The following is a 25,339-nucleotide window of genomic DNA, read 5'->3' on the forward strand; positions in this document are numbered from 1 at the left end:
CTCAGACGGCGATGTTGTCGATCAGACGCACGCCGTCGATGCTGGCCGCCACAAGAAGACGGGCCGGACGGGACAGGGTTCCGACCGGCTCCAAGGTTTCGGCGTCGCACAGTTCCAGGTAGTCGACCGTGGCAAAGCCCGCGACGTGCAGGGCCTCCACCCCGACGCGCAGGGCCATGTCGGCCCCTTCGCCCCGCCGAACCGCCCGTGCGGCCCCTTGGAGCGCGTCGTGCATCGCCACCGCCGCGGCACGTGCCTGCGCCCCCAGACGGCGGTTGCGCGAGGACATGGCAAGGCCATCCGCCTCGCGCAGCGTCGGGCAGCCTTCGATGCGGATGGGCAGGTTCAGGTCCGTCACGAAGCGGCGCACGATCTGAAGCTGCTGCCAGTCCTTTTCGCCAAAGAACGCGACATCGGCCTGCGACATGGTGAACAGCTTTGTCACCACCGTCGCCATGCCGTCGAAATGCCCCGGCCGGTGCGTGCCTTCCAGCCGGTCGCCCAGCCGCTCCACATGCACGGTGGAGGCGAAGCCTGCGGGATACATCTCCTCCACCGAAGGCAGGAACACGGCGTCCACACCCTCCAGCAGGGCCAGATCCCGCGCCTCGTCCCGCGGATACTTGGCCAGATCCTCGGGGTTGTTGAACTGCTTGGGGTTCACGAAGATCGACACGATCACGCGGCCGCATTCGGCCCGCGCCCGTTCCACGAGACTCAGATGCCCGTCATGCAGCGCGCCCATGGTGGGAACCAGCCCGACCACGGCCCCGTCCGCCTTCCACGCCGCCACTTGCGCCCGCAGCTCCGCCACCGTCCGGACGATCATTTCGCGCTGTCCGCAAAGGAATGTTCGGCGGCCGGGAAGGTCCGCGCGCGCACTTCGGCGGCATAGGCGGCGATGGCCTGATCGGCCTCACCCGCCAGATGGGCGAAACGCTTCACGAATTTGGGACGGAAATCGGCGAACAGGCCCAGCATGTCGTCCACCACCAGGATCTGCCCGTCGCAGTCGGCGCCCGCCCCGATGCCGATCGTCGGCACGGCCACGGCGTCGGTGATGCGCCGCGCCAGACCTTGCGGGATCTTTTCCAGAACCACGGCGAAGGCCCCCGCTTCGGCCACGGCCACGGTGTCGGCCAGAACCCGGTCGCCATCCGCGTCGCGCCCCTGCACCTTGTAGCCGCCCAGCGTGTTCACCGCCTGCGGGGTCAGGCCCACATGACCCATCACCGGCACGCCGCGCGCGGTCAGGAAGGCCACCGTTTCGGCCATGGGGACGCCGCCCTCCAGCTTCACTGCCGCGGCACCGGTTTCACGCAACAGGCGGGCGGCGTTGCGGAAGGCCTGCTCGGGGCTACCCTCGTAGCTGCCAAAGGGAAGGTCGATCACGCACAGGGCGCGGGACAACCCGCGCATCACCGCCTGCCCGTGCAGGATCATCATCTCCATCGTGACGCCAAGGGTAGAGGGCAGCCCGTGCAGCACCATGCCCAGACTGTCACCCACCAGCGCCACATCGCAATGCGCGTCCACCAGTTTCGCCATGGGCGTTGTGTAGGCGGTCAGGCAGGCGATGGGCTCGCCACCCTTGCGGCCCCGGATGTCGGACGCCGTCAGGCTCCGGATCTGGACATTCGCGCTCATGTGGCCCCTCCGATGGTTGTGCGGAAAGGCTTATAGCGGCGCGCCCGTCCCGAGGCCAGCCTCAGCCGGCCAAGGCCAGCTGCGGCGCGGGCTCAATGTCGCCGTCCGCATCCTCGACCCACTGGCCTTCATAGGACAGGCTTTCGGCCTCGGTGCGCACCTTGACGCGGGTTCCCGTCTCGACCCGGTTGTAAAGGTCGATGATGTCCTGGTTGAACAGGCGGATGCACCCGGCCGAGCTGGCCCGCCCGATGGAGCGGTTGTCGATCGTGCCGTGGATCCGGTAATAGGTGTCGCGTCCGTTGCGGTAGAGGTAGAGCGCGCGCGCGCCCAGCGGGTTTTCCAGACCGCCCGGCAGGCCGCCCGCATATTCGGCGTAGAGTTCCGGCTGCGTGCGGATCATGTTCTGCGTCGGCGTCCAGTTCGGCCACTGGCGCTTCATGCCCACGGTGGCGTTGCCGCGGAAGGCCTTGCCCTCGGGGCCGACGCCCACGGCATAGCGCATCGCGCGCCCATTCCCCAGAACGTAGTACAACCGGCGCGCAAAGGGATCGACGACGATGGTGTTGGCGGCCTCGGGGCCGGTATAGGCCACTTCCTGGCGGACCTTCTCTTCGGACAGCAGGGTCGGGTCGACGGCCGGGATCAGGATGTCGCCGTCCTGGATCGGGGCATAATCAGGGTGAACGGCCGGGCGCGTCGCCTGGGGCGGCGTGGAGGCACAGGCGGACAGCAGCGCCATCGACAGGATGACAGCGACGTGGCGGATCTTGAGACGCACCGGTTTATTTCCCCATTCTCGACTTCTCACGCTGGGGAAACTGCGCCGGGGGGCCGGAAGGTCAACCCGCCTTGTGCCCTTTGGGCCAAAGGCGTGACCCGAAAGCCACCGTTTCAGCCATAGCTGCGCACCAATGCAGCGGCCACCAGCGACCATCCGTCGGCCACCACGAAGAAGGCCAGCTTGAACGGCAGGGACACCACGGCGGGCGGCACCATCATCATCCCCATCGACATCAGCACGGCCGACACGACCAGATCGATCACGAGGAAGGGCAGGAACAGAAGGAACCCCGTCTCGAACGCGCGCTGGATCTCGGACAACAGGAAGGACGGCACGAGGACCGAAAGCGGCGCGTCGGACACCGCGGGGACCGGCCCGTCACGCAGCGCCGCCAGCGCCTGATAAGCGTCGGGATCAAGGCGGGCCGCCATGAAGGTGCGGAAGGGTCCGGTGATGGCGGGCCAGGCGGTCTGCAGATCGGTCCGCCCCTCGGTCAGCGGCTGGACGCCGTTCACCCAGGCATCGGTCAGCACCGGGTCCATCACGAACCAGGTCAGGAACAGCGCGAGGCTGATCATCAGCATGTTGGGCGGCGCCTGCTGCAACCCGATGGCCTGACGCAGGATCGACAGCACCGTCACGATGAAGGGAAAGCAGGTGACCATGATGGCAAGGCCGGGCACCAGGCTCAGCACCGTGACAAGGGCGATCAGCTGGACCGTGCGTCCGGTGAGGGAATCGCCCCCCGCCCCCATGTCGAGGGTCAGCTGCTGCGCCGCGGCCGGCCCCGCCAGCAGGACCAGCAGCAGCGCCAGACGGGTCAAAGCGCGCCCCCGCCGCTGGCCACCTCGGTCAGGCGCACGGCCAGCTGGCCGGTCTGATCGCCCTCGCCTTCCTGCAGGACGCCCCGCGCGATCAGACGGTCGCCCACATACAGCTCCACCGGGTCCTCCACGCGGCGGTCCAGCGTCAGCACGGCGTCGCGCTGCATCTTCAAAAGCTCCCGCACCTGCGGGCGGGCCTTTCCGACCGACACGGTGATCTCGATCGGGACGTGGGAAAAGGGGCTGTCATCCATGGCGAAGCTCTTGATTCAGGGTGAAAAGGTCGTCCAGCGCCGACAGGATCTCGGTCACGGCGGCCGACGGGTCGATCCGCGTCTCGGCCGCGCCGCCCAGCACGCGGACGGTGCCGCGCGGGGCCTGCGGATCGACGTCGACGGTCAGGGGGAAGGTCGGGGCGGGCAGGTGGGGGCGCAGGGCGGCCAGATCCTCGGGGTGAAGCACAAGGCGGACCGGGCGTGCCGTGGCGGCGGCGGCCAGCGGGGCCACGGCCTCCGCCACCAGCGGGCCCAGCGCGGCCGAGGCCGCTTCGGGCAGCACGGCCCCAAGGATCTGGCGCAGCAGCGGGTCGAATTGCGCCAGCATCTCCTCCCGTGCACCGTTCCAAGCGAAGGCCATGTCCTGCAGGCTGCGCGACAGGGTTTCGGCCAGTTCCATGCCGGCGCGCTGCATCTGCGCCGCCTGATCCGCCTCGGCCTCGGCCCGGCCTTCGGCGCGGGCCAGCCGACGGATTTCCTCCAGCTCGGCCGCGTCGGTCAGAAGCACCTCGTTCTCGTCGAAGGATTCAAGCCGCAGGGGGATCATGCCCGTTCCTCCTTGTCCATCCAGCCGCGCAGGACCTCCACCGATTCGACCTGCCGCGCCTCGATCAGGCGGCGCAGGCGGGCGACGGGATCGGGCGCCTCCTCCACGGCCTCGGCCTCGGCGATCTCGCCCTGCAGCGGGGCGGTGCCGGGCAGGGCCAGCAGCGGCGGCTCGATCGCCAGCGGTTCGGGGCGGCGCGTCAGGATCGGGCGAACCACGAACAGGCCCAGGATCAGCGCCACCAGCGCCAGCACCCCAATCTGCACGATCTGCATGAGGTTGAGGTTGCCCAGGGACGACAGCATCCCCGCCTCGGCCAGCGTGCCTTCGGGCGCGGCGCTGGCGTCGAACTGCAGGCTGCGCAGCGTCAGCGCGTCGCCCCGCTTTTCGTCCAGCCCCACGGCCGAGGCAACGAGGTCGCGCAGCGCCTGCATCTCTTCTTCCGGGCGCGGAGCCCAGCCGTCGTCGGTGCGCAGCCCGTCTACAAGGACGGCCACGCTGATCTTGCGAATGTCGCCCGGCTGGCGCAGCAGGTCGCGCTGCGTTTCCGACACCTCGTAATTCACCGTTTCCTGCGTTTCAGAGGTGTTGCTGCGCCCTTCCCCGCCTTCCTGCGCAGCGTCCCCGTCGGGCAGGTTCGACGCCACCGTGACCGCGCCCGAAGGCCGGGTGTCGCTGGACGTCTTTTCCGTGGTTTCCTGGCTTACGGGAACGCGGCCCTGCGGATCGAATCGCCGTTCCACGATCTGCTCGCGCTCGGTTTCCAGCTCCACCGCGACCTCCACCACCGAATGGCCGGGGCCCACGCGGGCGGCCAGAAGGCGTTCGACGTTCTGGCGCAGCTGTTCGGCGCGGTCGGTGGCGGGGGGCGTGGCGTTGGTGTCGATCAGCCCGCGCTGGCTGTCGATGACAGCCACATCCTCCACCCGCATGCCGGACACGGCGCCTGCGACCAGCGACTGCACGGCCTTGGCCTGCGCAGGCGTCAGCCCCGCACGGCTGGCCGTCAGCGTCACGCTGGCGGTGGGCGTCATCTCGCGCCGGAACACCTGCCCGTTTTCGGCCGCGATGTGCACGCGGGCGGATTTCACCTCGGGCATGGCCAGGATCGTCCGGGCCAGCTCCCCTTCCTTGGCGCGCAGATAGGCCGCGTCGAACATCTGCGACGTGGTGCCGAAGCCCGACAGTCCGTCCAGAATCTCATACCCTGCGGCGCCGGAATCGGGCAGGCCCTGGCTGGCCAGCATCATCCGCAGGCGGTCGCGTTCCGTCACGTCCACGCGGATCGAATCGCCTTCGATCACATAGGCGACGCCCTGCTGTTCCAGCGCGGTCACGACCTCCCCCGCCGATTGGGGATCAAGGCCGGAATAAAGAAGCCCCATCTCCGGCGTGGTGGCCACGCGCGACAGGATCAGGATCGCGGCGAACATCGCCAGGGTCGCCCCCACCACCACCGCCTTGCGTGCAAGGGTCATGGCCTTCCACAGGGACAGCACGTTCTGCATGTCGCAACACCTTGTCTTTCAACGCCTTCATGGGCTTCTGCCCTTGGGCCTGTTTGCCGCATCGGCCTTAACAATCGGTTAGTGGAATGCCGCCTATAACCCCCTCGACGCAGAAAGGCGGAGACGAAGATGGCGGATATCGCGGTTCAGCAGGACGCACCTGCGAAGCCTTCGCGCCTGCCCCTGATCCTGGGGGCGGTGCTGGCGCTGGTGCTGGGGGGCGGCGGCTTCTACGCCGCCTATTCGGGGCTTCTGACCCTGCCCGGCAAGCACGACGAATCGGTGGCCGAACTGCCGCCCGTGGCCTTTGTCGCGCTGGACCCGATGGTCGTGTCGCTGGGCCAGGCCGACAGCCGCCAGCACCTGCGCTTCGCCGCCCAGCTGGAGGTGGCGCCCGAACATCAGGCCGAGGTGGACCTGCTGAAGCCGCGCATCCTCGACGTGCTGAACGGCTACCTGCGCGCGGTATCGGTCAACGACCTCGACAACCCCGCGCATCTGGTGCGCCTGCGGGCGCAGATGCTGCGCCGCATCCAGATCGTGACCGGAGAGGGGCGCGTGCGCGACCTTCTTGTCACCGAATTCGTTCTGAACTGAAGGGGCGCGGCGATGGACGTGATCGCAGACATCCTGCTGGCGGCCGGCGCGTTCGGGGCGGCCTTCTACTGCCACATCCTGGGGCGCCGGCTGCGCGCCTTCGCCCGGCTGGAAGGCGGCATGGGCGGCGCGATCGCCGTGCTGTCCCAGCAGGTCGACGACATGACGCGCACGCTGGCGGCAGCTCAGACCACCGCCGGCGATTCGGCCGACCGGCTGGAGGAGCGGGTGGCCCGGGCTGAGGCCGCGGCCAAGCGGCTGGAACTGCTTCTGGCCTCGCTGCACGACCTTCCGAAGGAGCCGGCGCAATGACCGGCGGCCGCGCCCTTGTCATCACGGCGCTGCTTCTGGCCTCGGCCGGGGCGATGCGGCTGGGATCGGGCGTGGGCTCGGCGCTCGCCCGGGTGCCGGACCCCACCCCGGCGGTCACGGCCGAAGCCACGCCCGCCATCTGCCCACCCCCGCCCGCCGCCTTGGTCGAAGCGCTGCGCCAGCGCGAGGCGCAGATCGTGACGCAGGAGGCCGCGCTGGCCGAACGTCGCGCCGCGCTGGATCTGGCGGCGCAGGCGATTGACGCACGTCTGGCCGAACTGTCCTCCGCCGAGGCGCGTCTGTCCGACACGCTGGCCCGCGCGGATGGCGCGTCCGAAAACGACCTCGCGCGGCTGACCGCGGTCTACGAGGCGATGAAGCCCAAGGACGCCGCCGCGCTCTTCACGCAGATGGAGCCCGACTTCGCCGCGGGCTTCGTCGGCCGCATGAAACCCGAGGCTGCGGGCGCTGTCATGGCGGGCATGCCCTCGGACACCGCCTATGCCATCAGCCTCTTGCTGGCCGGGCGCAACGCACTTGTCCCGAAGGAATAGCGGATGCTGGGTATTGTCGGAATCGCGGTGATCTTCGTGATGGTCTTCGGGGGCTACGTGGTCGCCGGGGGCAAGATGGGCGTCATCCTGCACTCCCTCCCCTATGAGATGGCGATGATCGGCGGGGCGGCCATCGGGGCGTTCCTCCTGGGCAACGACATGGCGACGGTGAGGGCCACGCTGCGCGACGTGAAGAAGGTGTTCAAGGGCGCCCACTGGAAGCCCGCCGACTATCAGGACCTGCTGTGCCTGCTGTTCGAACTGATCCGCATCGCCCGCTCCAACCCCATCGCGCTGGAGGAGCATATCGAGAATCCTGCCAGCTCCACCGTCTTCGGGCGCTATCCGCGCATCCAGTCCGACCATGAGGCAGTGGACCTGATCTGCGACACGCTGCGCGCGGCCTCCATGAACTACGACGATCCCCATCAGGTGGAGGAGGTGCTGGAAAAGCGGATGGAGGCGAATGCCCACCACGCCCAGATCACCAGCCACGCGCTTCAGACCATGGCCGACGCGCTGCCCGCTCTGGGCATCGTCGCAGCCGTGCTGGGGGTGATCAAGACCATGGGTTCCATCGATCAACCGCCGGAGATTCTGGGCGGCATGATCGGCGGCGCGCTGGTCGGCACCTTTCTGGGCGTGTTCCTGGCCTATGGCCTGGTCGGCCCCTTCGCCACCCGCCTGAAGACCGTGGCCGAGGAGGACGGCCATTTCTACGCCCTGATCCGCGAGGTTCTGGTGGCCAACCTGCACGCCCACCCGGCCAACATCTGCATCGAGGTGGGCCGCCAGAACGCGCCCCACCATTTCCGCCCCGGTTTCAACGATCTGGACGCGGCCCTGCGCAGCTTGAAAGAGGCGGCATGAGACATCTTCTGGCCGCCGCCTTCTGCCTGGCCGCCACGAGCGTCGCGGCGCAGACGGTCACCGTGCGATCGGGCGCGCATCCGGGATATTCCCGGCTGGCCTTCGATCTGCCGGTTCCGCGTCCGTGGCAGCTTGGGCGCGACGATGCGGGCTATGTCCTCAGCCTACCGCCGGGTGTGGACCTGAACCTGTCCCGCGTCTGGCCCGCCATCGGGCGCAACCGCATTGCCGGCCTGCGGACCGAAGGGGACCGCCTGCATCTTTCCCTTGGCTGCCGGACCTGCCACGCGATCGCGTTCGAAACCGGGAACGGCACGCTCGTGATCGACGTGAAGGACGGCACACCCCCCTCCGGTTCCCGGTTCGAGGAACGGCTGGCCCTTGCGCCCCTGCGTCCGCGCGCCCGCCCGGATCGGCCGGACGGCCCCGCCCTCCCCCCCGTCGCCGGTTACGACTGGACGGAGATACCGCGCGTGCCGGTGGATGTCCCGATCTCCCCGGCGCTCGATCCCTTCCGCGACGCGGTGCTGCGGCAGCTGGCCGACGGCGCCGCCCGCGGCGTGGTGGAGATGGTGGAGACGCCTCCGCCCCGCCCCGCCTCCGGCCCCCTGCCCCCCCAGATGCGGATGGGGGAGGAGCCGGGCTTCATCGAGGATCCCGACGCGCCCCTGACGGCGGAAGGCCGGACCTGCATCGCCAACGACCAGCTGGACCTCGCCTCCTGGGGGAACGAAATGCCGGTAGCGCAGGGCTTCGGCCCCGCCCGAGACGCGCTGGAGGGGGAGTTTGACGTTCCCGATCCGGACGCGGTGGAACGCGCGGTGCGCTACTACCTCTTCCTCGGCTTCGGAGCGGAAGCGCGGCAGCTGTCCGCGATCTACCCTATCGATGCCGAAGATCGCCGTTTGTTTGACGCCCTTGGCCGGATCATGGACAACGAACCGGTGACCGATCCCCTGCTGGAACCCATGGCCGGCTGCGACGGGGCGGCCGCGTTGTGGGGCATCCTGTCCCTTCCCCGCGCCCGGGTGGGGGAGCCGGAGAACGCGGGCGCCGCCCTTCAGGCCTTTGTGGCGCTGCCCCAGCATCTGCGCCGCAACCTCGCGCCGCAGCTGGTGGAACGGTTCACGCAGCGCGGCGACGTGACCTCCGCCGGGATCGCGCGCGATGCGGTGCTGCGGGCCGAGCCCGACCCGGATCCCGCCACCCGCCTTCTGGTGGCTCGCCAGGCCGAGGATGACGGCGCCAAGCTGGCCGCCATTGTGTCCGATGGCGGCCACAACGCGGACGAGGCGCTGATCGCCCTCGCCGACCGCCGCCTGACCGGGCGGGAGCCGTTGGACGAAGGCACGCTGGTCGCGATCCAGGCCCTGCTGAAAGAACGCACGGGCGGAGAGGAGGAGGCGCATCTGCGGCGTCTGGTGACGCTGGGCCTCGCCTCCCTGACCCGATTCGACGAGGCGTTCGCGGAACTGCGCAAGGCCCCGGACGCCGAGGCGGAGTTGTGGGACTGGCTGGCCCGCACGGGCGGCGAAGACACGCTTCTGCGCCACGCGGTCCTGCCGCAATCCGCCGTGCCCCCGGCCCTACCGCCCGCCACGCGCCTGACGCTGGCCGACCGGCTGACCGCGCTGGGCCTGCCCGATCCGGCGCTGCGCTGGCTGCCCGCCGATCCCGTGACGCCGCCGGAACGCCTGTCCGCCGCCCGCGCGCAAATGGCGCGCCGGGACGCGCGCGAGGCGCTGCGCCTGATCGCCGGACTGGACGGCGACGACGCGGAGGCGATCCGCACCGCCGCCGAGGCGCAGCTGTCGGACCCCGCCGCCCCCCGCGTGATCGAAGCGCAGGATCTTCTGGACGCGGCGCCCAACACCACCGCCGGCGCGCTGGCGCAGGGCCGCGCGCTGGTCACGGACGCCGCCGACGCCCGCGCCCGGATCGAGGCGCTGCTGAACGCGACGGCCCTGCAGTAACCGGGCGGAAAGGATTCCCGCCCTAACCTGCCCCGGACAGCGGCAAAGCCGCGCGACGATTGGGTGAAACCCGTGAAGGCCTTGTGCTTCCTTGTGATGCTGCTGCTTCCGCAGGCCGCGCTGGCCGCGCGCGATCCGTCCATGCTGTGCGAACAGGCGGCCCAAGTCGCGTCACGCCGCGAAGGCGTGCCGCTGGACGTGATGCGCGCACTGACGCTGACGGAAACCGGCCACCGCCGCGACGGCGCGCTGCGCCCCTGGCCCTGGGCCATCAACCGCGCGGGCGAAGGCCACTGGTTCCAGACGGAAGCCGAGGCGCTGGCCTTCGCCACCTCCACCCTTGCCCAAGGTGCACGCAATTTCGACGTGGGATGCTTCCAGCTGAACCACCGCTGGCACGCCGACGGCTTTCCCAACCTGCGCATGATGTTCGACCCGGTGGAAAACGCGCTCTATGCCGCGCGCTTCCTGCGCCGCCAGTACGACCAGACGGGCGACTGGACGCGGGCCGCCGGGGCCTATCACTCGCTGACGCCGGAACACGCCACCCGCTACAGCGCCCGCTTCGCCCAGCTGCGTCAGGGATTGGGCGTCCCGCAGGAGGTGGCGCTGATCGAACCGCGCGTGAACAACTTCCCCCTTCTGCGCGGCGGGCGCGGAAGTGCCGGATCGCTGGTGCCTGCCGGCGGCCTTGGCCTGCGCCTGATCGGAAACTGAGATGACCGTCCGCTCGCTCTATCACCCCACGGTTCTTCTGGCGCTGGCACTGACGGCGGTCATCGTGATGATGGTCCTGCCCGTGCCCGCCTGGGCGCTGGACGTGGGCCTTGCCATCTCGTTCGCGCTGGCGATCCTGATGCTGACGGTGACGCTGTTCATCGAACGGCCGCTGGATTTCTCGGCCTTTCCGACGATCCTTCTGGCCTCGCTCGTGCTGCGTCTGGCGCTGAACGTCAGCTCCACCAAGCTGATCATCGGACAGGGCCACACCGGCACGGACGCCGCCGGCCACGTGATCGAGCAGTTCGCCTATTTCGTCATGGGCGGCAACATCCTGCTGGGGATCGTGATCTTCTGCGTGCTGTTGATCGTGAACTTCATCGTCATCACGAAAGGCGCCGGCCGCATGGCCGAGGTGGGGGCCCGCTTCGCGCTGGACGGGATGCCCGGCAAGCAGCTGGCGATCGACGCCGACATGGCCGCCGGCGCCATCGACCACACCGAGGCAAAGGCCCGCCGCGAACGCGAACTGGCCGAAACGAACTTCTTCGGCGCGCTGGACGGCGCGTCGAAATTCGTGAAGGGCGATGCGGTGGCGGGCCTGCTGATCACCGGGCTGAACATCGTCGTCGGGCTGATGGCAGGCATCTTCCTGCACGACATGCCCGCTGGCCGCGCGTTCGAAACCTACGCCATCCTGACGGTGGGCGACGGCCTTGTGGGGCAGATCCCGGCGGTCCTCATCTCCATCGCGACGGCGCTTCTGCTGACACGCGGCGATGCGCGGGGCACGGCCGACATCGCCTTCTTCGAACAGCTGGGCCGCTATCCGGCAGCGCTGGGAACCGTGGCCGCGCTGATGGCCATGTTCGCCATCGTGCCGGGCATGCCCTTCCTGCCCTTCATCTGCGCCGCCGCCGCGCTGGCCGCCGGCGCGTGGTTCGGTGCGAAGCGGAAGAAACAGCCCCCGGTGGCCGAGGTGGAGGCGGCCCCGGCCCAACGTTCCATGGGTGACATCCTCGATTTCGACGACATCCACATCGAATTCGCCCCCGACCTGGTGCCGATGGTGCTGGACCCGGCCACGGGGCTCGATGCACGCATCAACAACATGCGCACCCACATCGCCAGCGCCTTCGGCCTGATCCTGCCCGAGATGCGGCTGACGGACGAGGCCGCCCTGCCCCCCGGCACCTACCGCATCCGCCTGCACGGGGTGGAACGCGCGCGCGACCGTCTGCGCCCCGACCGGGCGCTGGCGCTGCTGGTGGACGGCGTTCTCGCCCCCGACGGGGAAGACGTGCGCGAACCCGTCTATGGCGCCGCCGCCCGCTGGATCCCCCGCGACCGGCACGAGGATGCCGCCTTGGCCGGCATGACCGTGGTCAGCCCGGCCGAGGTTCTGGCGACCCACCTGCTGGAGGTGCTGAAGATCAACCTTGGCCGTCTTCTGACGCTGAAGGGCCTGCGCCGCCTTCTGGACGAATTCACGAACCTGTCCGATCCCGCCCGGTCCGCCGCGAACCGCCGCCTTTTGGACGAACTGGTGCCCGACAAGGTGCCGGTCGATCTGCTGCTGTCCGTCCTGCGCCTGCTGCTGGAAGAGCGGGTGTCCATCCGCAACCTGCCCCTGATCCTGGAGGCGATCGCCGAAGGCCGCAGTCTCGGCACGCCCGAGGCGGTGACGGAGCATGTGCGCCAGCGCCTCGGCTTCCAAATGGTGGCCGAGCTGCGGCGCGGCGACGGGACGATCCCCCTGATCCAGCTGGCGCAGGAATGGGAGCAGACCTTTGCCCGCCACACGATGGACGGCGCGCGCGACGTGGCCCTGCCCCCCGACCTGTTCAACCGCCTGGCTGCGAACCTGGCCGGCCAGCTGAACAAGGCGGCCGAGATGGGGGCCCATCCGGCCATCGTCACCTCCACCCTTCGTCGCCGGTTCCTGCGCACGGTGGTGGCGGCCAAGGGTCTGGGGGCGCCGGTCCTGTCCTATGACGAGATCGGTCTGGACGCCAAGCCCGCGATGATCGGCGTGGTGGCGGCGTGACCGAACTGTTCGCGATCCTGACCCAGCTGACGGGGCAAAGTGAGGAGATCTGGCGGCAGGGCTTTGCGATCTTCCTGCGGCTGGGGGCCCTCGCGGCGTTGTTGCCGGGCTTTGGCGAGGCGGCGGTGCCGCAGCGGGTGAAGCTGGGTCTGGCGCTGGCCTTCACGCTGGTTGTCGCCCCGGGGGTGGAGGTTCCGGCGCTGACCCTTGGCGGCTATGGCGCCGAGGTGGTGGTGGGTCTGGCCCTGGGTCTGGGGCTGCGCCTTCTGGTGCTGGCGCTGCAAACGGCGGGGGCGATGATCGCCAACGCCACATCCTTGTCGCAGATCCTGGGCGGGGCGGGCGAACCCCAACCCGCCATCGGCCATCTTCTGACGATGGGGGGGCTGGCGCTGGCCATGGCCGCCGACCTGCACCTGCGGGTGGCAGAGTTCCTGATCCTGTCCTATCGCCTCTTCCCCGTCGGCCTGCTGCCCGATTCGGGCGGGATGGCGGAGTGGGGGACGGCGCAGGTGGCGCAGGCCTTCCACCTCGCCTTCGTGCTAGCCGCGCCCTTTGTCGCGGGATCGCTGATCTACAACGTCGCGATCGGCATCATCAACCGCGCGATGCCGCAACTGATGGTGTCCATGATCGGGGCGCCCGCGCTGGGTCTGGGCGTGCTGATCCTTCTGGCCATCCTGACGCCGCTGGTGCTGACGGTCTGGCTGTCCCACCTCAACGGCTGGCTGGAGCGCCCCTTCGGATGAGCGAGGGCGCCGAGAAGGAACACGAACCGACCCAGAAGAAGCTGGACGACGCGCGCGCCGAAGGCGACATACCGCGGTCCCAGGATCTGACATGGGCGGCGGTTCTGGGCGGCTTCGTCCTTGCGGCGGCGATGGCGGGGCCGGCGGCCCTTCAGAAGGCGGGCGAGACGGCGGAGGTTCTGCTGGATCAGGCGGACCGGCTGGCCCCCCTGATGTCCACCAGGGCCGGCGCGCCGATCGCCGGGCTGATCCTGCAACTGGGGCTGGCCATGTGGCCGTTCCTGCTGATCCCGATGGTGGCCGCGATGCTGGCGCTGGTGGTGCAGCGCGCCGTCGTGGTGACACCGAAGAACCTTGCCCCCAAGTCATCCCGCATCTCCCCCCTGTCCAATGCCAAGCAGAAGTTCGGACCGGAGGGTCTGGTCGAGTTCGGCAAGAGCCTTGGGAAGATGCTGATCATCGGGGCGCTGCTGGTCTGGTTCCTGCGCAGTGAATCCGACCGGATCATGGGGATGCTGTATCTGGATCCCAGCGGGGCGATGTCGGTGATGCTGGGCATGGTGACCCGGTTCCTGGGGCTGGCCTTCGGCGTGGCGCTGGTGATCGGGGGGGCCGACTTCCTGTGGCAGCGCCTGCGCTTCACCAAGCGCAACCGCATGTCCCGGCAAGAGGTGGTGGACGAGCACAAATCCTCCGAAGGCGATCCGCACATGAAGCACCAGCGCCGCCAGCGGGGCATGCAGATCGCGATGAACAAGATGCTGGCCGAGGTGCCGAAGGCGGATGTCGTGCTGGTGAACCCGACCCATTACGCCGTCGCCCTGAAATGGGACCGGGCGGCGGGGCGCGCGCCCGTCTGCGTGGCCAAGGGCGTGGACGAGGTGGCAGCCCGCATCCGTGAACGCGCGGCCGAGGCGGGCGTCCCGATCCACCGCGATCCGCCCGCGGCCCGCGCGCTCCACGCCTCGCTGGAGGTGGGGGACACCATCCACCCCGATCATTACCGTGCCGTCGCCGCTGCGATCCGCTTCGCCGACGCCATGCGCAAGAAGGCAAAGGAACGCGGATGAACCGTCTGGACCGGCTGAAGAAGATCGCGGACCTGATCCTGGACACCAAGCTGGCGGAGGTGCAGGCCGCCGACCGCGCGCGGCGCGAAAGCCTGGGGCATCTGGACAGCCTGCAGGTGCCGATGGTGATCGAGGATCCGGCCAGCGCCCGTGTCGCGCTGCGCTATGAACAATGGGCCGACGCGCGGCGGGCCGAGATCAACGTGACCCTGGCCCGCCAGACCGCCGAATGGCTGGAAGCGCAGGACCGTGCCCGTCTGGCCTTTGGCCGGGCGCAGGTTCTGCGGAAGCTGTGATCAGCTGTCCTGCCGCATGATGTCCACGATCAGGACATCGCTCAGCATGTCGCCCAGCACGCGCTCCCCCGCCTCCAGCAGGGACCGGCGCAGCACGACCAGGTTGTCGGCGTCGGTGAAGCTGCCCTGGAAGCCGCCGGTGTTGGCGAAATCGAACAGGACCTGCAGGAAGCTGTCGCGCAGCTTCGGTTCGCGCGCGAAGACGGCCTCTGTCTCACCGGCGGTGACTTCCAGGCTTAGCGACAGCACGACCATGGAGGTGACGCGCCCGGTGGCCACCACGGGGATGACGAACTGGTTGCTCAGCTTGACATAATCGTGGTCGGTCGCCTTGGCCTCGGGGGCCGCGGGGGCGTCCTCTTCCGGCTCGGGCGGCGTGTGCAGGAACAGGCCCGCGCCCACGCCGGCACCGGCGCCCACCAAGATCAGGATCAGGGGCAGAAGGATCTTCTTCATCAGAACGGCATCAGGATGTCGGTGACCTGCTGGCCATAGCGGGGCTGCTGCACGTCGGTGATCTGGCCACGCCCGCCATAGGAGATCTGGGCCCCCGCGATCTTGTCATAGGTCACCTCGTTCTGGCGGGTGATGTCGGCGGGGCGCACGTAGCCCGTCACCTTCAGGTCCCGCAGTTCGTAGTTCACCCGAACCTCCTGCCGGCCCTCGATCCGCAGGACGCCGTTGGGCAGTTCCTCCACCACCGTGGCGGCGATGCGCAGTTCCAGCGTCTCGTTCCGCTTGGTGGACCCGTCGCCTTCATAGCTGCTGGTGGAGGCGGTATCCACAGCGTTGGCCATCGACGCCCCGTCCGGCAGGTGACGGTCCACGCGCTGCGGGATGCCGAACAGCGAGGGCACCTTCATCGTGTCGCTGCCCGCGCGCGTCCGGCCCGAGGTGTTCGACATCTCGGCCCGGTCGTCGATCTCGATCACGACGGTCAGGATGTCGCCGCGGTGTTCCGCCCGCCGGTCGCTGAGAAGCGCCGTGCGGTTCCCGGTCCAGAGCGATGAGGTGGCCGCCGGGGTGGCCTGCTGGCTCGATTCCGGCAGGGGCGTCGCATAAAGGGCGTGGTACTGGTAGCTGTCCTGCTGGGCGGCGAAGTCGGGGGCCTTGCCCACTTGGGACAGGCGGCCGCAGGCGGACACTCCGGTGGACAGGGCAATCAGGCAGATCAGGGCGGCGCGCATGGGTTCTCCTACAGGCCGGGGCCGACAACCACCCGGCCATCGTTCGCGATGCGGCCGGTCACGGTGGTGCGGGATTGAAGGTTCATCACGCGGATCACGTCGCCCACCCCGCCGCGCCCAAGGGCACGGCCTTCGGTCAGGATCGACAGACCTCCCGCGTGATAGCTGAGAGGGACAAGCTGGTTGCGGTCCACGATGGCGGGTGGGCCGATGTCCTCGGGGCGGATCGGGCGGCCGGCGTAAAGCGCGACCCGCGCCTCCATCCCGACGGCCAGAAGCGGATCGTCCAAGGCGCCCGGCACGGCGCCGGGGGCAAGCTTGACGTCCTGTTCGGAAATTACGGTTTCGGCCCGCAGGGTGCGGGCGGCCAGAACGGTGTCCGCCTGCCCCGCCAGCGGCGACAGGCACAGGATCAGGGCAAGGGCGGGACGGATCATTTCACCTGCACCGTGGCCGACAGCATCTCGTCCGCGGCGGTGATGACCTTGGAGTTCAGTTCGTAGGCGCGCTGCGCCTTGATCAGCTCCGTCACCTCGCGCACGGCATCGACGGAACTGTCCTCCAGATAGCCTTGGCGCAGGGTGCCCAAACCGTCCTCGCCCGGGACGCCCTGCATCGGCGGGCCCGATGCTTCGGTTTCAAGGAAGAGGTTCGAACCCTGCGCCTCCAGCCCCTTGGCGTTGGTGAAGTTGACGAGGTTCATCTGGCCCAGAAGCTGCGGCTGAACAGCGCCCGCGAAATAGGCGTAGACCTCGCCCGCCGCGTTGATCGACACGCTGCTGGCGTCGTCGGGAATGGTGATGCCGGGAGCGACCTCATGCCCGTCGGCGTTCACGATCAGGCCGTCGGCCGACCGTTTCATCGCCCCGTCGCGGGTGTAGGCGGCGGTGCCGTTGGGCAGCGTCACCTCAAGGTAACCCGCGCCTTCGATGGCCAAATCCAGATCGCCGCCGGTCTGCGCCAGCGACCCCTGCGCCAGCACGATCGACACGGAAGACGGGCGCACGCCCATGCCCATCTGCACGCCGGTGGGCAGCATCGTCCCATCCTCGGCCGCGATGGTGCCGGGGCGGGCGACCTGCTGGTAATGCAGGTCCGCGAAATCCGCGCGGCGGGCGTTGTAGCCGGTGGTCGACATGTTCGCGAGGTTGTTCGACACGGTGTCAACCCGCATCTGCTGGGCCGCCATGCCGGAGGCCGCGATCTGAAGGGCGTTCATGGGCGGTCCTTATTGTCCAAGGGTCTGGATGGCGGTTTTCAGGCGGTCGTCCTCACGGTCGAGGAAGCTCTGCCCCATCTCGTAGGCGCGCTGGACCTGGATCATCCGGGCCACCTCCGCGATCGGATCCACGTTCGACCCTTCGAGGCTGCCCTGAAGGATCGTGCCTTCGGCGGGTTCGGTCTCCCCCGCCTCGAACAGGGTGCCGCCTTCGTGGCGCAGGGCGTTGCGGTCGGTGGGCAGGAACAGGCCGATCCGCGCCAGGGGCTGGCCTTCGGCCGACAGGGTGCCGTCCTGCGCCACGGACACGAGGCCTGCATCGGGCGGCACCATGATGGGCGCGCCGCCATCGTCCAGAAGCGAGTGGCCGTCGGCGTTCACCAGCATCCCCTCAGCCGAGGGGGTGAAGCTGCCGGCGCGCGTCAGACGCTCCCCCTGCGGGGTTTGCACGGCAAAGAACCCGTCGCCGCGGATCGCGAAGTCGAACGCGGCGCCGGTGGCGGTCAGCCCCCCTTCCGTCAGGTCGATCTGGCGAGTGGAGGCGGTGGCCATGGACAGCGACGGCGCCTCCTCCAGCCGCTTCACGTGTTCGGAAAACACCACGCCTTCGCGCCGGAAGCCGGTGGTGGACAGGTTCGCGATGTTGTTCGCGACCGTCTGCATCTGGTGCATCAGGCCTGATTGCCGCGTCAGCGTGACGTATCCCGACGCGTCCATCAGGGCCCCACGATCCGGGGCAGCACCCCGTTCTGGAAGAAGGACACGAGGGTGGAGGTCATGAAGCTCATGGACACCCAGAAGACGGCCAGCATCGTGGCCACCTTGGGCACAAAGGTCAGCGTCATCTCCTGCACCGAGGTGAGGGCCTGGAAGAGGCCGATGACCACGCCGGCGATCAGCGCCACCGCCAGAAGCGGGGCCGAGATCTGGACCGAGATCCAGAGCGCCTGGCGCAGCATGTCGAAGAGCGCGTTCTCGTCCATGGTCAGATCTGCATCCGCAGGATTTCCTGATAGGCCGCGACCACCTTGTCGCGCACCGTCACGGCGGTTTCGACGGCCATCTCGGACGCCGACAGCGCCTGCACCAGGGCGTGGGGATCGGCCCCGCCCGTCATGGCGGCGGCGGCCGTGCTTTCGCCCTGCTGAAGGACCTTGGCGAAGTCGCTGGCCGCGCCCAGAAGGCCGCCGGCGGCGGGTTCCGTCGCGGGGCGGGCCTTGACGTAGCCCTGCGCGGCGAATGTTGCGCTGATATCCATTGCGGACCCTTTTTAACGGCGAAGAAGGTCGAACAGGCCCTGCGTCATCTGACGTGCCTGGTCGAACATGCGAAGGTTGGCCTCGTAGCTGCGCTGCGCTTCCCGGGCGTCGGCGATCTCCACCACCAGATCGACATTGGAACTGTCGAAATGGCCCGTGTCGTCGGCCAGCGGGTTCGAGGGGTCGTAGACGCTGGTCAGCGGGCTGCGGTCCAGCTGCACGGGGCCGGTGGAAACGCCGCCCTGCAGCGTTTCGGCAAAGCTGACTGTCTTGCGGTGATAGCCGGGGGTGTCGGCGTTCGCGATGTTTTCCGACACGTGGCGCAGGCGCTGCGTTTGCGCCGTCATCCCCGAGGCGGAGAGCGAAAGGGACTGGAGAAGATCGCTCATCCCTTGTTGCCAAGGCTGGCGCGCAGGATGTCGGACGTGGCGCGGTAGATGGACAGGGCCATGTCGTGCTCCTGCCGGATCTCCACCGCGCGGACCATCTCCTGGTCCAGCGACACGGTGTTGCCGTTGGGATCCTCGCTCAGCGAGGATTGCACGACCTGCGCGGTGGTAGACGCGCCGCCGCCGACATGGCCCGGACGCGTGGCGCGCAGGCCGCCGGTTTCGGCATAGCTCTGGCCGAAATCGGCCAGGTCGCGCGCCTTGTAGCCGGGCGTGTCGGCGTTGGCGATGTTCTGCGCCACCAGCCCCTGCCGGGCCCCGGCATGTTCGGCCATGGCATGCGCCATCTTCACGATCTTCAGACTTTCAAACATCGGGGCTTCTCCCTCGATCACCTTTCACCTTGGCTTAAGGGTGATTCCTTTAGAAAAGGTAAGCATCGGAAAGGAGCGACCATGTCCGTATCGTTCGACCGGCTGACCGCGCGTCTGGCCCGCATCTCCCCCCAACGCCGCGTGGGGCGCATCGCCTCGCTGGGGGGCGGCGCGATCCGCGTCGCGGGCCTGTCGGACGTGGCCGCGCTGGGGGACCGAGTGACCATCTCCGACCGCTGCGGGGGGGAGGTTGTGGAACTGGCCGCGGACGCCCTGACCGTGATGGCCGACGACGCGACCGAAGGGCTGGCCATCGACGATCCGGTGCTGCTGGAGGGGGCGGCCGTGCTGTCGCCCGATGACAGCTGGATCGGCCGGGTGATCGACCCCCTGGGCCGTCCGCTGGACGACCGGCCGCTGATGGAGGGCCCCCTGCCCCGCAGCCTGCGCGCCGCCCCGCCGCCGCCCGCCCATCGCCGCCCGATGGGGGCGCGGCTGGCCACGGGCATGGCGGTGTTCGACACGCTGCTGCCGCTGGTGCGGGGGCAGCGGATCGGGCTTTTTGCAGGCTCCGGTGTGGGCAAGTCCACCTTGCTGGCGGGCTTCGCACGCGGCGTGCAGGCCGATCTGGTGGTGATCGCGCTGGTGGGCGAACGCGGGCGCGAGGTGCGGGAGTTCGTGGAACATGTGCTGGGCGCCGAGGGCATGGCCCGCGCCGTAGTCGTGGCCGCCACCTCGGACCGGTCGCCCGCGATTCGGCGGCGCTGCGCGCTGGCCGCGATGACGGTGGCCGAACATTTCCGCGACCGGGGGCTGCATGTGCTGCTGCTGGCCGATTCCATCACCCGCTTTGCCGAGGCGCATCGCGAAATGTCCGTGGCCGGGGGCGAGGCCGCGTCCCTGCGCGGCTACCCTCCGTCCACCAGCCACGCGATCATGTCGCTGGCCGAACGCGCGGGCCCGGGGGCCGAGGGTCAGGGCGACATCACGGCGGTCTTCAGCGTGCTGGTGGCCGGTTCCAACATGGAGGAGCCGGTGGCCGACATCCTGCGCGGCACCATCGACGGTCACGTGGTGATGGATCGCAGCATCGCCGAACGCGGGCGGTTCCCGGCCGTCGACCTGCTGCGGTCCGTGTCGCGCAGTCTGCCCAAGGCGGCAACGCCGGCGGAAAACGCGCAGATCGCCCGCGCGCGGCAGGTTCTGGGCGCCTGGGACCGGGCCGAGATGATGGTGCAAGCAGGGCTTTACGCAAAGGGATCGGACCCGCAGGTCGATCTGGCCGTGCGCTTGTGGCCGAAGCTGGACGCGTTCCTGGCGGAATCCTCGTCCAGCACCACCCACGCCTTCCAGCGGCTGGAGGAAGCGTTGCGTTAGCGCAGAATTGACAGGATGTTGGAGGCCGACCCACCCGATTGCAGGATCTGCAACGTGGGCGACGTGACGGTGTTGGCGCTTTCGGTGATCTGCGACATGGTCAGGAAGCGCTTCAGCAGCTTGTCCATCTGCTTGGGGTCGGACAGGGTCGACAGCGACTCCGTCCCCATCAGACTGTCGAACTTGTCCTGGATCTGGCGCACCTGCTGGTCCAGATCGATGGAGGCGAAGGCCGTGGGGAGGTTGAACGCCGTCTGCATCACCTGACGCAGCGGTTCGGAGCCGAGCACCGTGTACCACTTGGTCAGGTCGCTTGAATCCTTCTTGACCAGTTCGCCCAGTTCGCGCTGCGCGTTCAGGGCCAGGCGCATGCTGGTGTTCTGCTCGCCCACCGCCGCTTCGAACTGCTTGTCGGAATAGCGGGACAGGATTTTGTCCGCGAAACCGGTCTTGGTGGTTTCCGGCGCCTTGGCGTTGTCGAAGCCGAAAGCTTCGGACAGGGCGCGGTAGGTCTTGTCGGACAGGCGGTTGGCCAGTGCCGATTTTTCCGTCGTGCCCTCCTCCAGCACCTTGCGGATGAAGAAGCTGTTGTTGATGTCCCCATCAAGTCCGAACGCGCCCAGCGCCACCTTCAGCAGGCGGCGGTCGGACACCAGATCCTCAGCGGTGCGGACGTTGCCGATCTTCTCGCGGAAATAGGCTTCGTCCCGCTGCATCGTGGCGGAGGAGTCGAACGCGTCCTTCTGCTTGTCCATCGTGCGCTGCAGGAAGGTCCATCCGGCATAGCCGGACATCGGGACGACAGGGGTGAAGCTCATGCCTCGCCCGCGGCCAGCAAACGCTCCTCGCGCGGGAGGAGGGAGCGGAGGGTCTTCAGCGCGCTGTAGAACTGCTGGGTGAGGACGGCACTCGTGGCCTCGGTCAGAAGCGCGCGGCTGTCATGGTCGGTCAGCACCTGGCTCAACTGCTCGATCCCCATCAGCAGCTGGCGGCGGGCCAGCATGGGTTCGGCATCGCCCGACAGGACCAGCTGCGCGATGTAGCAGACGCGTCGCACGGGCGTGTTGGCCTGATCGGGGGCGATGGCGTCGCGCAGGCGCAGGATATGCGCGTTCGGCGTCTTTACGGCCAGTCGGGTGCGACGGTCGCCATTCTCGATCACAGCGCCGTTGATCAGCACGCGTTCGTTGGGGCCAAGCTTCAGGACCAGACCGCTCATGCCGCCTCTCCCCGCAATCCGCGCATGACGGAGGTGTTGATCTCGATCAGAACCTCCAGCCCGGCCTCTTTCTTCAGGGCCTTCGGGGTGTGCTGGGCGGTGAATTTGAACAGATAGAACAGCTGCGCCTTCAGGGGCGCAGGAAAGCCGTTGCCTTCGCGGCCCAGATCGGCGGCCAGCGCCATCCAAAGCCGCTGGTTGTCGTGCAGGGCCTTTGCATAGGCGGGAAACCCGGTGTCACGCTGCGCGGTGGCGGCGGTCAGCGCGCGGGTCACGCGGGCAAAGACGTCGTATTCGATGCTGCGCGCGTCGCGCAGGGGGGCGTCCGCACGCCCATAGGCGTTTTGCGACGTATAGGCGTTCAATCCGGTTTCTCCCGATTGGGTTCAAGGTGGGGGCCGGACATCCGCCCGGCCCCCGTTTGCGCTTAGCGGAACAGCGACAGGATGCTTTGCGGCGCCTGGTTCGCGATCGACAGCGACTGCGTGCTCAGCTGCTGCTGCACCTGAAGGGCCTGAAGGCGGGCCGACGTTTCTTCCATGTCAGCATCCACCATGGCACCGATGCCGGTTTCCACCGCATCCGACAGCTTGGACACAAAGCTGGACTGCATCGTCAGCTGATTTTCCTTCGAACCGAAGGAGGCGGCCGCATCGGTGGCCACGCCGATCAGCGTGTCCATCGAGGTCAGCAGCGCGTCGATGTCCAGATCGGCCGGATCGGCCGGCGTCAGCGTGATGTTGGCCAGGGCTTCAAGACCGCCACCCGCGTCCTGGCTCAGGTTCTGGCCGGACACGGTGATCTTGCCGGTGGTGACGGTGCCGTCCGTCCCGCGGTTCAGCGAGGACAGGACTTGGTAGCCCGACTTGGGGTCGGCGTCGTCCACCTTGTAGGTGTCGTCGGCGACGAGGTTCACGCCGTTGAACTGTGCCGAAGCGACCGTGGACTTGATCTGCTCTTTCAGAGCATCGATGTCCGCCTGGATGGTCGCCTGGTCTTCGCCGGTCTTGCCTTGGGCCGAGACGATCTTGTTCTTCATCTCGGTCAGACGGTCGGTCACAGACGTTGCGGCTTCCCGCGCGACCGAAACGGTGGATTGGCCCAGCGACAGGTTCTCGCCAATCGTCTCGAAGTTGGAGACGTCCGATTCCATCGTTTTCGAGATGGCCCAGACCGCGGCATTGTCCTTGGCGGAGGAGACGGATTTTCCCGTCGAGATTTCGTTCTGAACCTGGTTCAGGTTGCTGTTGATGCCCTTCATCGTCTGGAGGGCAACCATGGCGCTGGTGTTGGTCAGGATCGAAGACATTTTTGATTCCCTTGTTCCACGGCTTTGCGTGGTCCTGCCGCGGGTGCGGCATCTGACGGGCTTCTACCCTGCGGCGGTGTGATCCGACGCGCCGCCCCAACCGTGGGGCGCAGGACTGTTCTGGGGCCGCAATGATTAAAGGCGTGCTAATGGCGAATCCCCCGATGCGGTGCATTTGAATCAATAGCGCCGGGTCAGAAGCCCCGCCCCGCCCGAGTCGTGCTTGCGCCCCGTACCATCATAGGTGACCAGTCGGTCCCCCGCCTGCCCCATGGAACGGATGTCGGCCAGGCGCCAGCGCGCGGCGCGCACCCCTTCCGCCGCGCTTTGCAGCCGCGAGGACAGGCGCTGCGCGCGCTGGCGCAGGCCGGCCAAGTCGTCGTCCGGGTGCAGGGTGTCGACGGCCTCCTCCAGCAGGGGGGCGCAGGCGGCGATCTCGTCGAAGCGTCCAGCGTCCAGGGCGGCGTCGATCCGGGTCAGAAGCGCAAGAACGGTCATTCCTTGCCCCCCATGGCGCGGAACAGCGATTCGGTCAGGCCGATGCCGCCGTGATCGACCATGGCGCGCGCTTGTTCATCGCGCAGGAAGGAGGCGAACTGCGCCTCCCCCGCGCCGCCGCCGAAGGTGCCGGAGGCGGCGCCAAGGCCTGCCTCCCCCAGCATCTGCGACAGGAAGGCGGTTTCCAGCTGGGCGGCCTTTTCGCGCAGCGGATCGGCGGGGCGGGACGCGAGGGGGGATGAAACGGTGGAAATCATGAAGCCTCCTGAGATTTCCGGCAGTCTCGCGGGGGTCGGTAAAGAAAGCGGTAATGATCCCCGTGGCATCCTGCAGGCCATTACCGGAGATGTCCTGATGTTGGTGGCCGCGAATCTTCTTCAGGCGCTGTTCGCGCCACGCCTTTCCCCGACTCAGGCCCTGCCGGCCGGGGCAGCGCCCTTTTCGCTGGACGCATCTGCGCCGGGCATCGGGACGGACTCAGCCGCGGCAATCACGCCAGAGGACGCGACAGGTGAAAAGGCCGCGTCCGAGGTGGCCGCCCTGCCGCCCGAACTGCACCCTCCGGCGGAAGAGGCCGAAGGCGAGACGGACGATGTTCCTGAGGAGGCCGTTGCACCACCCGTCGATCCGACCGTGCCGGTTCCCGTCGCACCCGCCTCCGCGCCGGCGTCCGGCCCATGGCTTCAGCCGGAGAATCCGGCACCTGCGCCGAAGGAAGTGCCCATGGACGCGGCGGATGTCGGTGCAGCGCCTGCCATGCCCCCCGTGGCAGATGCACCGCCAGATGCATCATCTGTGCAGGCCACCCTTACGGCTACGGCTACGGCTACGGCTACGGCTACGGCTACGGCTACGGCTACGGCTACGGCGGATGCCGGTGCGGTGACTGGCGCACAACCCTTGCCGTCAGCGGCTGAGGTGGATGTGCCTTCGGCCGCTTCCTCCGGTATGGCGGCGGCCGTTCCGGCGCGTCCGGTCAAAGTGGCGGCGCAAGAGAGTTCCATCCCCGGCGCAGCGTCTGTCCGACCTGAAATGGTGACCTCTCCAAGCCTCCCAGCCCCCCAGCGAAAACCTGCGGCAACGCCCGTTCTGGCGGCTGACTCCGCAACGTCTGCCCGCCTGCCCGCGGCCAATCCCGGCGCGGCGGGGCCGGAGATGGCGGTGCGCAAGGTCCTCCACTCGTCGCCTCTGCCAACGGAGGCCGAACCCTCGGAAGTGCCGGCCGCCAATCCGGCGGGCGCCGCGCCTGCGTCGGCCGAGCTGCCTCTGGATGTTCCGCAGGTGCCGGCCGATCCCCCTGCCGCGCCCGCGCCTCCGCCCACCACCGACCCCCTTCGCACGGGGCAGGACGCCGCCGCCCCCGAACCCGCCCGCAAGCAGGCGGAGGCGGTGGTTCACGCCCATGCGGACGCCTTGTCCCGCGACACGGGGGCCGACGATCAGGGCCGCGTCCACGTTACCCTGCACCGCGACGGCGACGACTGGCGCGTCGTGGTCAGTTCCGACAACCCCGCCACGCTGGACCTGATGCGGCGGCACGCCGACCAGTTGCAGCAGGATCTGGCCCAGCAGGGCTTCGGCGGGGCACAGCTCGATTTCTCGGACTGGGCGGAGCCGCCTGCGCCCGAACCGCCGCCCGAGACCGAAGGTAGCACCTTCGCCCCCCGGGCCGAGGTGGCCCATTACACGCATTCGCCCCTTCTGCCCTCTTCCGGGCTGGATCTTCGGCTTTAAG

At 68.6% G+C, this 25,339-nt stretch carries 34 protein-coding genes; 12 read left to right on the top strand and 22 right to left on the bottom strand.

All coding sequences use genetic code 11. The features are described from left to right. Position 1: 1 nt before the first annotated feature. From panC to fliF, 7 genes are all read right to left on the bottom strand, one after another. Positions 2-829 carry a pantoate--beta-alanine ligase gene (gene panC / locus PIJ50_RS02230; RefSeq protein ID WP_271972309.1) on the bottom strand — a complete coding sequence of 276 codons (828 nt, stop codon included), beginning with the start codon at positions 827-829 and terminating at the stop codon, positions 2-4. After that, positions 826-1,647, bottom strand: coding sequence for a 3-methyl-2-oxobutanoate hydroxymethyltransferase (gene panB / locus PIJ50_RS02235; protein WP_271972311.1), 822 nt, complete (start codon positions 1,645-1,647; stop codon positions 826-828). Before panB ends, panC begins: the two co-directional genes overlap by 4 nt. 61 nt (positions 1,648-1,708) lie before the next feature. Continuing rightward, positions 1,709-2,389, bottom strand: a complete 681-nt coding sequence (locus tag PIJ50_RS02240; protein WP_271972933.1) for a L,D-transpeptidase — start codon at positions 2,387-2,389, stop codon at positions 1,709-1,711. A 152-nt stretch (positions 2,390-2,541) separates the two neighbouring features. After that, entirely contained in the window at positions 2,542-3,246 is a 705-nt protein-coding gene (fliP, locus tag PIJ50_RS02245; protein WP_271972934.1) for a flagellar type III secretion system pore protein FliP, read from the bottom strand. A gap of 5 nt (positions 3,247-3,251) precedes the next feature. Beyond that, complete coding sequence (locus PIJ50_RS02250; RefSeq protein ID WP_271972313.1) at positions 3,252-3,509, bottom strand: FliM/FliN family flagellar motor switch protein; 258 nt, start codon at positions 3,507-3,509, stop codon at positions 3,252-3,254. Further along, a complete protein-coding gene (locus PIJ50_RS02255; RefSeq protein ID WP_271972314.1) occupies positions 3,502-4,077 on the bottom strand; it encodes a FliH/SctL family protein in 576 nt (191 codons plus the stop codon). The genes PIJ50_RS02250 and PIJ50_RS02255 overlap by 8 nt, the downstream gene beginning before the upstream one ends. Next, entirely contained in the window at positions 4,074-5,585 is a 1,512-nt protein-coding gene (gene fliF / locus PIJ50_RS02260; RefSeq protein ID WP_271972316.1) for a flagellar basal-body MS-ring/collar protein FliF, read from the bottom strand. The genes PIJ50_RS02255 and fliF overlap by 4 nt, the downstream gene beginning before the upstream one ends. Positions 5,586-5,714: 129 nt before the next feature. Between fliF and PIJ50_RS02265 the strand changes: the two genes are divergently transcribed. From PIJ50_RS02265 to PIJ50_RS02310, 10 genes are all read left to right on the top strand, one after another. After that, positions 5,715-6,182: a flagellar basal body-associated FliL family protein gene (locus PIJ50_RS02265; protein WP_271972318.1), complete on the top strand. Its 468-nt coding sequence runs from the start codon at positions 5,715-5,717 to the stop codon at positions 6,180-6,182. A gap of 12 nt (positions 6,183-6,194) precedes the next feature. Next, positions 6,195-6,494, top strand: a complete 300-nt coding sequence (locus PIJ50_RS02270) for a DUF6468 domain-containing protein (RefSeq protein WP_271972320.1) — start codon at positions 6,195-6,197, stop codon at positions 6,492-6,494. After that, complete coding sequence (locus PIJ50_RS02275; protein WP_271972321.1) at positions 6,491-7,048, top strand: MotE family protein; 558 nt, start codon at positions 6,491-6,493, stop codon at positions 7,046-7,048. Before PIJ50_RS02270 ends, PIJ50_RS02275 begins: the two co-directional genes overlap by 4 nt. Positions 7,049-7,051: 3 nt before the next feature. After that, complete coding sequence (motA, locus tag PIJ50_RS02280) at positions 7,052-7,918, top strand: flagellar motor stator protein MotA (protein ID WP_271972323.1); 867 nt, start codon at positions 7,052-7,054, stop codon at positions 7,916-7,918. After that, on the top strand, positions 7,915-9,891 hold the full coding sequence (locus PIJ50_RS02285) for a hypothetical protein (protein ID WP_271972325.1): 1,977 nt from the start codon (positions 7,915-7,917) through the stop codon (positions 9,889-9,891). Before motA ends, PIJ50_RS02285 begins: the two co-directional genes overlap by 4 nt. Before the next feature lie 72 nt (positions 9,892-9,963). Beyond that, positions 9,964-10,608 carry a transglycosylase SLT domain-containing protein gene (locus PIJ50_RS02290; protein WP_271972327.1) on the top strand — a complete coding sequence of 215 codons (645 nt, stop codon included), beginning with the start codon at positions 9,964-9,966 and terminating at the stop codon, positions 10,606-10,608. 1 nt (position 10,609) lies between these two features. After that, the gene (locus tag PIJ50_RS02295; protein ID WP_271972329.1) at positions 10,610-12,658 is read left to right on the top strand and encodes a flagellar biosynthesis protein FlhA; all 2,049 of its coding nucleotides are present in this window, start codon (positions 10,610-10,612) and stop codon (positions 12,656-12,658) included. Further along, positions 12,655-13,407 carry a flagellar biosynthetic protein FliR gene (locus PIJ50_RS02300; RefSeq protein ID WP_271972331.1) on the top strand — a complete coding sequence of 251 codons (753 nt, stop codon included), beginning with the start codon at positions 12,655-12,657 and terminating at the stop codon, positions 13,405-13,407. Before PIJ50_RS02295 ends, PIJ50_RS02300 begins: the two co-directional genes overlap by 4 nt. Then, on the top strand, positions 13,404-14,477 hold the full coding sequence (gene flhB / locus PIJ50_RS02305) for a flagellar type III secretion system protein FlhB (RefSeq protein WP_271972333.1): 1,074 nt from the start codon (positions 13,404-13,406) through the stop codon (positions 14,475-14,477). The genes PIJ50_RS02300 and flhB overlap by 4 nt, the downstream gene beginning before the upstream one ends. Further along, positions 14,474-14,773, top strand: a complete 300-nt coding sequence (locus tag PIJ50_RS02310) for a hypothetical protein (RefSeq protein WP_271972335.1) — start codon at positions 14,474-14,476, stop codon at positions 14,771-14,773. The genes flhB and PIJ50_RS02310 overlap by 4 nt, the downstream gene beginning before the upstream one ends. Here the strand turns inward: PIJ50_RS02310 and PIJ50_RS02315 are convergent, their stop codons facing one another. From PIJ50_RS02315 to PIJ50_RS02355, 9 genes are read right to left on the bottom strand one after another with little or no spacing between them, the layout of a single operon-like run. Further along, positions 14,774-15,229 (bottom strand): flagellar basal body-associated FliL family protein, encoded by a 456-nt coding sequence (locus PIJ50_RS02315; protein WP_271972336.1) that lies wholly within the window; start codon positions 15,227-15,229, stop codon positions 14,774-14,776. Then, entirely contained in the window at positions 15,229-15,960 is a 732-nt protein-coding gene (flgH, locus tag PIJ50_RS02320; RefSeq protein WP_271972337.1) for a flagellar basal body L-ring protein FlgH, read from the bottom strand. Before flgH ends, PIJ50_RS02315 begins: the two co-directional genes overlap by 1 nt. Positions 15,961-15,968: 8 nt before the next feature. Beyond that, positions 15,969-16,397: a flagellar basal body P-ring formation chaperone FlgA gene (flgA, locus tag PIJ50_RS02325; protein ID WP_271972338.1), complete on the bottom strand. Its 429-nt coding sequence runs from the start codon at positions 16,395-16,397 to the stop codon at positions 15,969-15,971. Continuing rightward, positions 16,394-17,179, bottom strand: a complete 786-nt coding sequence (gene flgG / locus PIJ50_RS02330; RefSeq protein ID WP_271972339.1) for a flagellar basal-body rod protein FlgG — start codon at positions 17,177-17,179, stop codon at positions 16,394-16,396. The genes flgA and flgG overlap by 4 nt, the downstream gene beginning before the upstream one ends. A 9-nt stretch (positions 17,180-17,188) precedes the next feature. Continuing rightward, the gene (locus tag PIJ50_RS02335) at positions 17,189-17,896 is read right to left on the bottom strand and encodes a flagellar hook-basal body complex protein (RefSeq protein ID WP_271972341.1); all 708 of its coding nucleotides are present in this window, start codon (positions 17,894-17,896) and stop codon (positions 17,189-17,191) included. After that, the gene (locus tag PIJ50_RS02340) at positions 17,896-18,162 is read right to left on the bottom strand and encodes a flagellar biosynthetic protein FliQ (RefSeq protein WP_271972343.1); all 267 of its coding nucleotides are present in this window, start codon (positions 18,160-18,162) and stop codon (positions 17,896-17,898) included. Before PIJ50_RS02340 ends, PIJ50_RS02335 begins: the two co-directional genes overlap by 1 nt. 2 nt (positions 18,163-18,164) lie before the next feature. Then, the gene (fliE, locus tag PIJ50_RS02345) at positions 18,165-18,437 is read right to left on the bottom strand and encodes a flagellar hook-basal body complex protein FliE (protein WP_271972345.1); all 273 of its coding nucleotides are present in this window, start codon (positions 18,435-18,437) and stop codon (positions 18,165-18,167) included. Between the two features lie 12 nt (positions 18,438-18,449). After that, positions 18,450-18,827: a flagellar basal body rod protein FlgC gene (flgC, locus tag PIJ50_RS02350; protein ID WP_271972347.1), complete on the bottom strand. Its 378-nt coding sequence runs from the start codon at positions 18,825-18,827 to the stop codon at positions 18,450-18,452. Then, positions 18,824-19,201: a FlgB family protein gene (locus PIJ50_RS02355; protein ID WP_271972349.1), complete on the bottom strand. Its 378-nt coding sequence runs from the start codon at positions 19,199-19,201 to the stop codon at positions 18,824-18,826. The genes flgC and PIJ50_RS02355 overlap by 4 nt, the downstream gene beginning before the upstream one ends. 81 nt (positions 19,202-19,282) lie before the next feature. Here PIJ50_RS02355 and PIJ50_RS02360 point away from each other — a divergent pair, with 81 nt between their 5' ends. Next, positions 19,283-20,578 (top strand): FliI/YscN family ATPase, encoded by a 1,296-nt coding sequence (locus PIJ50_RS02360; RefSeq protein ID WP_271972350.1) that lies wholly within the window; start codon positions 19,283-19,285, stop codon positions 20,576-20,578. On the opposite strand, the gene PIJ50_RS02365 is transcribed toward PIJ50_RS02360, so the two are convergent. From PIJ50_RS02365 to PIJ50_RS02390, 6 genes are all read right to left on the bottom strand, one after another. Further along, on the bottom strand, positions 20,575-21,396 hold the full coding sequence (locus PIJ50_RS02365) for a DUF1217 domain-containing protein (protein ID WP_271972352.1): 822 nt from the start codon (positions 21,394-21,396) through the stop codon (positions 20,575-20,577). The genes PIJ50_RS02360 and PIJ50_RS02365 overlap by 4 nt on opposite strands. After that, positions 21,393-21,797 carry a flagellar biosynthesis repressor FlbT gene (flbT, locus tag PIJ50_RS02370; protein ID WP_271972353.1) on the bottom strand — a complete coding sequence of 135 codons (405 nt, stop codon included), beginning with the start codon at positions 21,795-21,797 and terminating at the stop codon, positions 21,393-21,395. Before flbT ends, PIJ50_RS02365 begins: the two co-directional genes overlap by 4 nt. Further along, positions 21,794-22,162, bottom strand: coding sequence for a flagellar biosynthesis regulator FlaF (gene flaF / locus PIJ50_RS02375; RefSeq protein ID WP_271972355.1), 369 nt, complete (start codon positions 22,160-22,162; stop codon positions 21,794-21,796). Before flaF ends, flbT begins: the two co-directional genes overlap by 4 nt. Positions 22,163-22,224: 62 nt before the next feature. Next, a complete protein-coding gene (locus PIJ50_RS02380) occupies positions 22,225-23,106 on the bottom strand; it encodes a flagellin N-terminal helical domain-containing protein (RefSeq protein ID WP_271972356.1) in 882 nt (293 codons plus the stop codon). 180 nt (positions 23,107-23,286) lie between these two features. After that, positions 23,287-23,604 carry a hypothetical protein gene (locus PIJ50_RS02385; RefSeq protein WP_271972358.1) on the bottom strand — a complete coding sequence of 106 codons (318 nt, stop codon included), beginning with the start codon at positions 23,602-23,604 and terminating at the stop codon, positions 23,287-23,289. Then, a complete protein-coding gene (locus PIJ50_RS02390; protein ID WP_271972360.1) occupies positions 23,601-23,861 on the bottom strand; it encodes a rod-binding protein in 261 nt (86 codons plus the stop codon). The genes PIJ50_RS02385 and PIJ50_RS02390 overlap by 4 nt, the downstream gene beginning before the upstream one ends. 898 nt (positions 23,862-24,759) lie before the next feature. Between PIJ50_RS02390 and PIJ50_RS02395 the strand changes: the two genes are divergently transcribed. Beyond that, complete coding sequence (locus PIJ50_RS02395) at positions 24,760-25,338, top strand: flagellar hook-length control protein FliK (protein ID WP_271972362.1); 579 nt, start codon at positions 24,760-24,762, stop codon at positions 25,336-25,338. Position 25,339: the final 1 nt, after the last annotated feature.

Source organism: Falsirhodobacter sp. 20TX0035, from assembly GCF_028307215.1.
GTDB lineage: Bacteria > Pseudomonadota > Alphaproteobacteria > Rhodobacterales > Rhodobacteraceae > Falsirhodobacter.

Coding starts and splice junctions, on each gene's coding strand:
- panC (WP_271972309.1), bottom strand. CDS start 829: ATGATCGTCCGGACGGTGGCGGAGCTGCGGGCGCAAGTGGCGGCGTGG.
- panB (WP_271972311.1), bottom strand. CDS start 1,647: ATGAGCGCGAATGTCCAGATCCGGAGCCTGACGGCGTCCGACATCCGG.
- PIJ50_RS02240 (WP_271972933.1), bottom strand. CDS start 2,389: ATGGCGCTGCTGTCCGCCTGTGCCTCCACGCCGCCCCAGGCGACGCGC.
- PIJ50_RS02250 (WP_271972313.1), bottom strand. CDS start 3,509: ATGGATGACAGCCCCTTTTCCCACGTCCCGATCGAGATCACCGTGTCG.
- PIJ50_RS02255 (WP_271972314.1), bottom strand. CDS start 4,077: ATGATCCCCCTGCGGCTTGAATCCTTCGACGAGAACGAGGTGCTTCTG.
- fliF (WP_271972316.1), bottom strand. CDS start 5,585: ATGCAGAACGTGCTGTCCCTGTGGAAGGCCATGACCCTTGCACGCAAG.
- PIJ50_RS02265 (WP_271972318.1), top strand. CDS start 5,715: ATGGCGGATATCGCGGTTCAGCAGGACGCACCTGCGAAGCCTTCGCGC.
- PIJ50_RS02270 (WP_271972320.1), top strand. CDS start 6,195: ATGGACGTGATCGCAGACATCCTGCTGGCGGCCGGCGCGTTCGGGGCG.
- PIJ50_RS02275 (WP_271972321.1), top strand. CDS start 6,491: ATGACCGGCGGCCGCGCCCTTGTCATCACGGCGCTGCTTCTGGCCTCG.
- motA (WP_271972323.1), top strand. CDS start 7,052: ATGCTGGGTATTGTCGGAATCGCGGTGATCTTCGTGATGGTCTTCGGG.
- PIJ50_RS02285 (WP_271972325.1), top strand. CDS start 7,915: ATGAGACATCTTCTGGCCGCCGCCTTCTGCCTGGCCGCCACGAGCGTC.
- PIJ50_RS02295 (WP_271972329.1), top strand. CDS start 10,610: ATGACCGTCCGCTCGCTCTATCACCCCACGGTTCTTCTGGCGCTGGCA.
- flhB (WP_271972333.1), top strand. CDS start 13,404: ATGAGCGAGGGCGCCGAGAAGGAACACGAACCGACCCAGAAGAAGCTG.
- PIJ50_RS02310 (WP_271972335.1), top strand. CDS start 14,474: ATGAACCGTCTGGACCGGCTGAAGAAGATCGCGGACCTGATCCTGGAC.
- PIJ50_RS02315 (WP_271972336.1), bottom strand. CDS start 15,229: ATGAAGAAGATCCTTCTGCCCCTGATCCTGATCTTGGTGGGCGCCGGT.
- flgH (WP_271972337.1), bottom strand. CDS start 15,960: ATGCGCGCCGCCCTGATCTGCCTGATTGCCCTGTCCACCGGAGTGTCC.
- flgA (WP_271972338.1), bottom strand. CDS start 16,397: ATGATCCGTCCCGCCCTTGCCCTGATCCTGTGCCTGTCGCCGCTGGCG.
- flgG (WP_271972339.1), bottom strand. CDS start 17,179: ATGAACGCCCTTCAGATCGCGGCCTCCGGCATGGCGGCCCAGCAGATG.
- PIJ50_RS02335 (WP_271972341.1), bottom strand. CDS start 17,896: ATGGACGCGTCGGGATACGTCACGCTGACGCGGCAATCAGGCCTGATG.
- PIJ50_RS02340 (WP_271972343.1), bottom strand. CDS start 18,162: ATGGACGAGAACGCGCTCTTCGACATGCTGCGCCAGGCGCTCTGGATC.
- fliE (WP_271972345.1), bottom strand. CDS start 18,437: ATGGATATCAGCGCAACATTCGCCGCGCAGGGCTACGTCAAGGCCCGC.
- flgC (WP_271972347.1), bottom strand. CDS start 18,827: ATGAGCGATCTTCTCCAGTCCCTTTCGCTCTCCGCCTCGGGGATGACG.
- PIJ50_RS02355 (WP_271972349.1), bottom strand. CDS start 19,201: ATGTTTGAAAGTCTGAAGATCGTGAAGATGGCGCATGCCATGGCCGAA.
- PIJ50_RS02360 (WP_271972350.1), top strand. CDS start 19,283: ATGTCCGTATCGTTCGACCGGCTGACCGCGCGTCTGGCCCGCATCTCC.
- PIJ50_RS02365 (WP_271972352.1), bottom strand. CDS start 21,396: ATGAGCTTCACCCCTGTCGTCCCGATGTCCGGCTATGCCGGATGGACC.
- flbT (WP_271972353.1), bottom strand. CDS start 21,797: ATGAGCGGTCTGGTCCTGAAGCTTGGCCCCAACGAACGCGTGCTGATC.
- PIJ50_RS02380 (WP_271972356.1), bottom strand. CDS start 23,106: ATGTCTTCGATCCTGACCAACACCAGCGCCATGGTTGCCCTCCAGACG.
- PIJ50_RS02385 (WP_271972358.1), bottom strand. CDS start 23,604: ATGACCGTTCTTGCGCTTCTGACCCGGATCGACGCCGCCCTGGACGCT.
- PIJ50_RS02390 (WP_271972360.1), bottom strand. CDS start 23,861: ATGATTTCCACCGTTTCATCCCCCCTCGCGTCCCGCCCCGCCGATCCG.
- PIJ50_RS02395 (WP_271972362.1), top strand. CDS start 24,760: ATGGCGGTGCGCAAGGTCCTCCACTCGTCGCCTCTGCCAACGGAGGCC.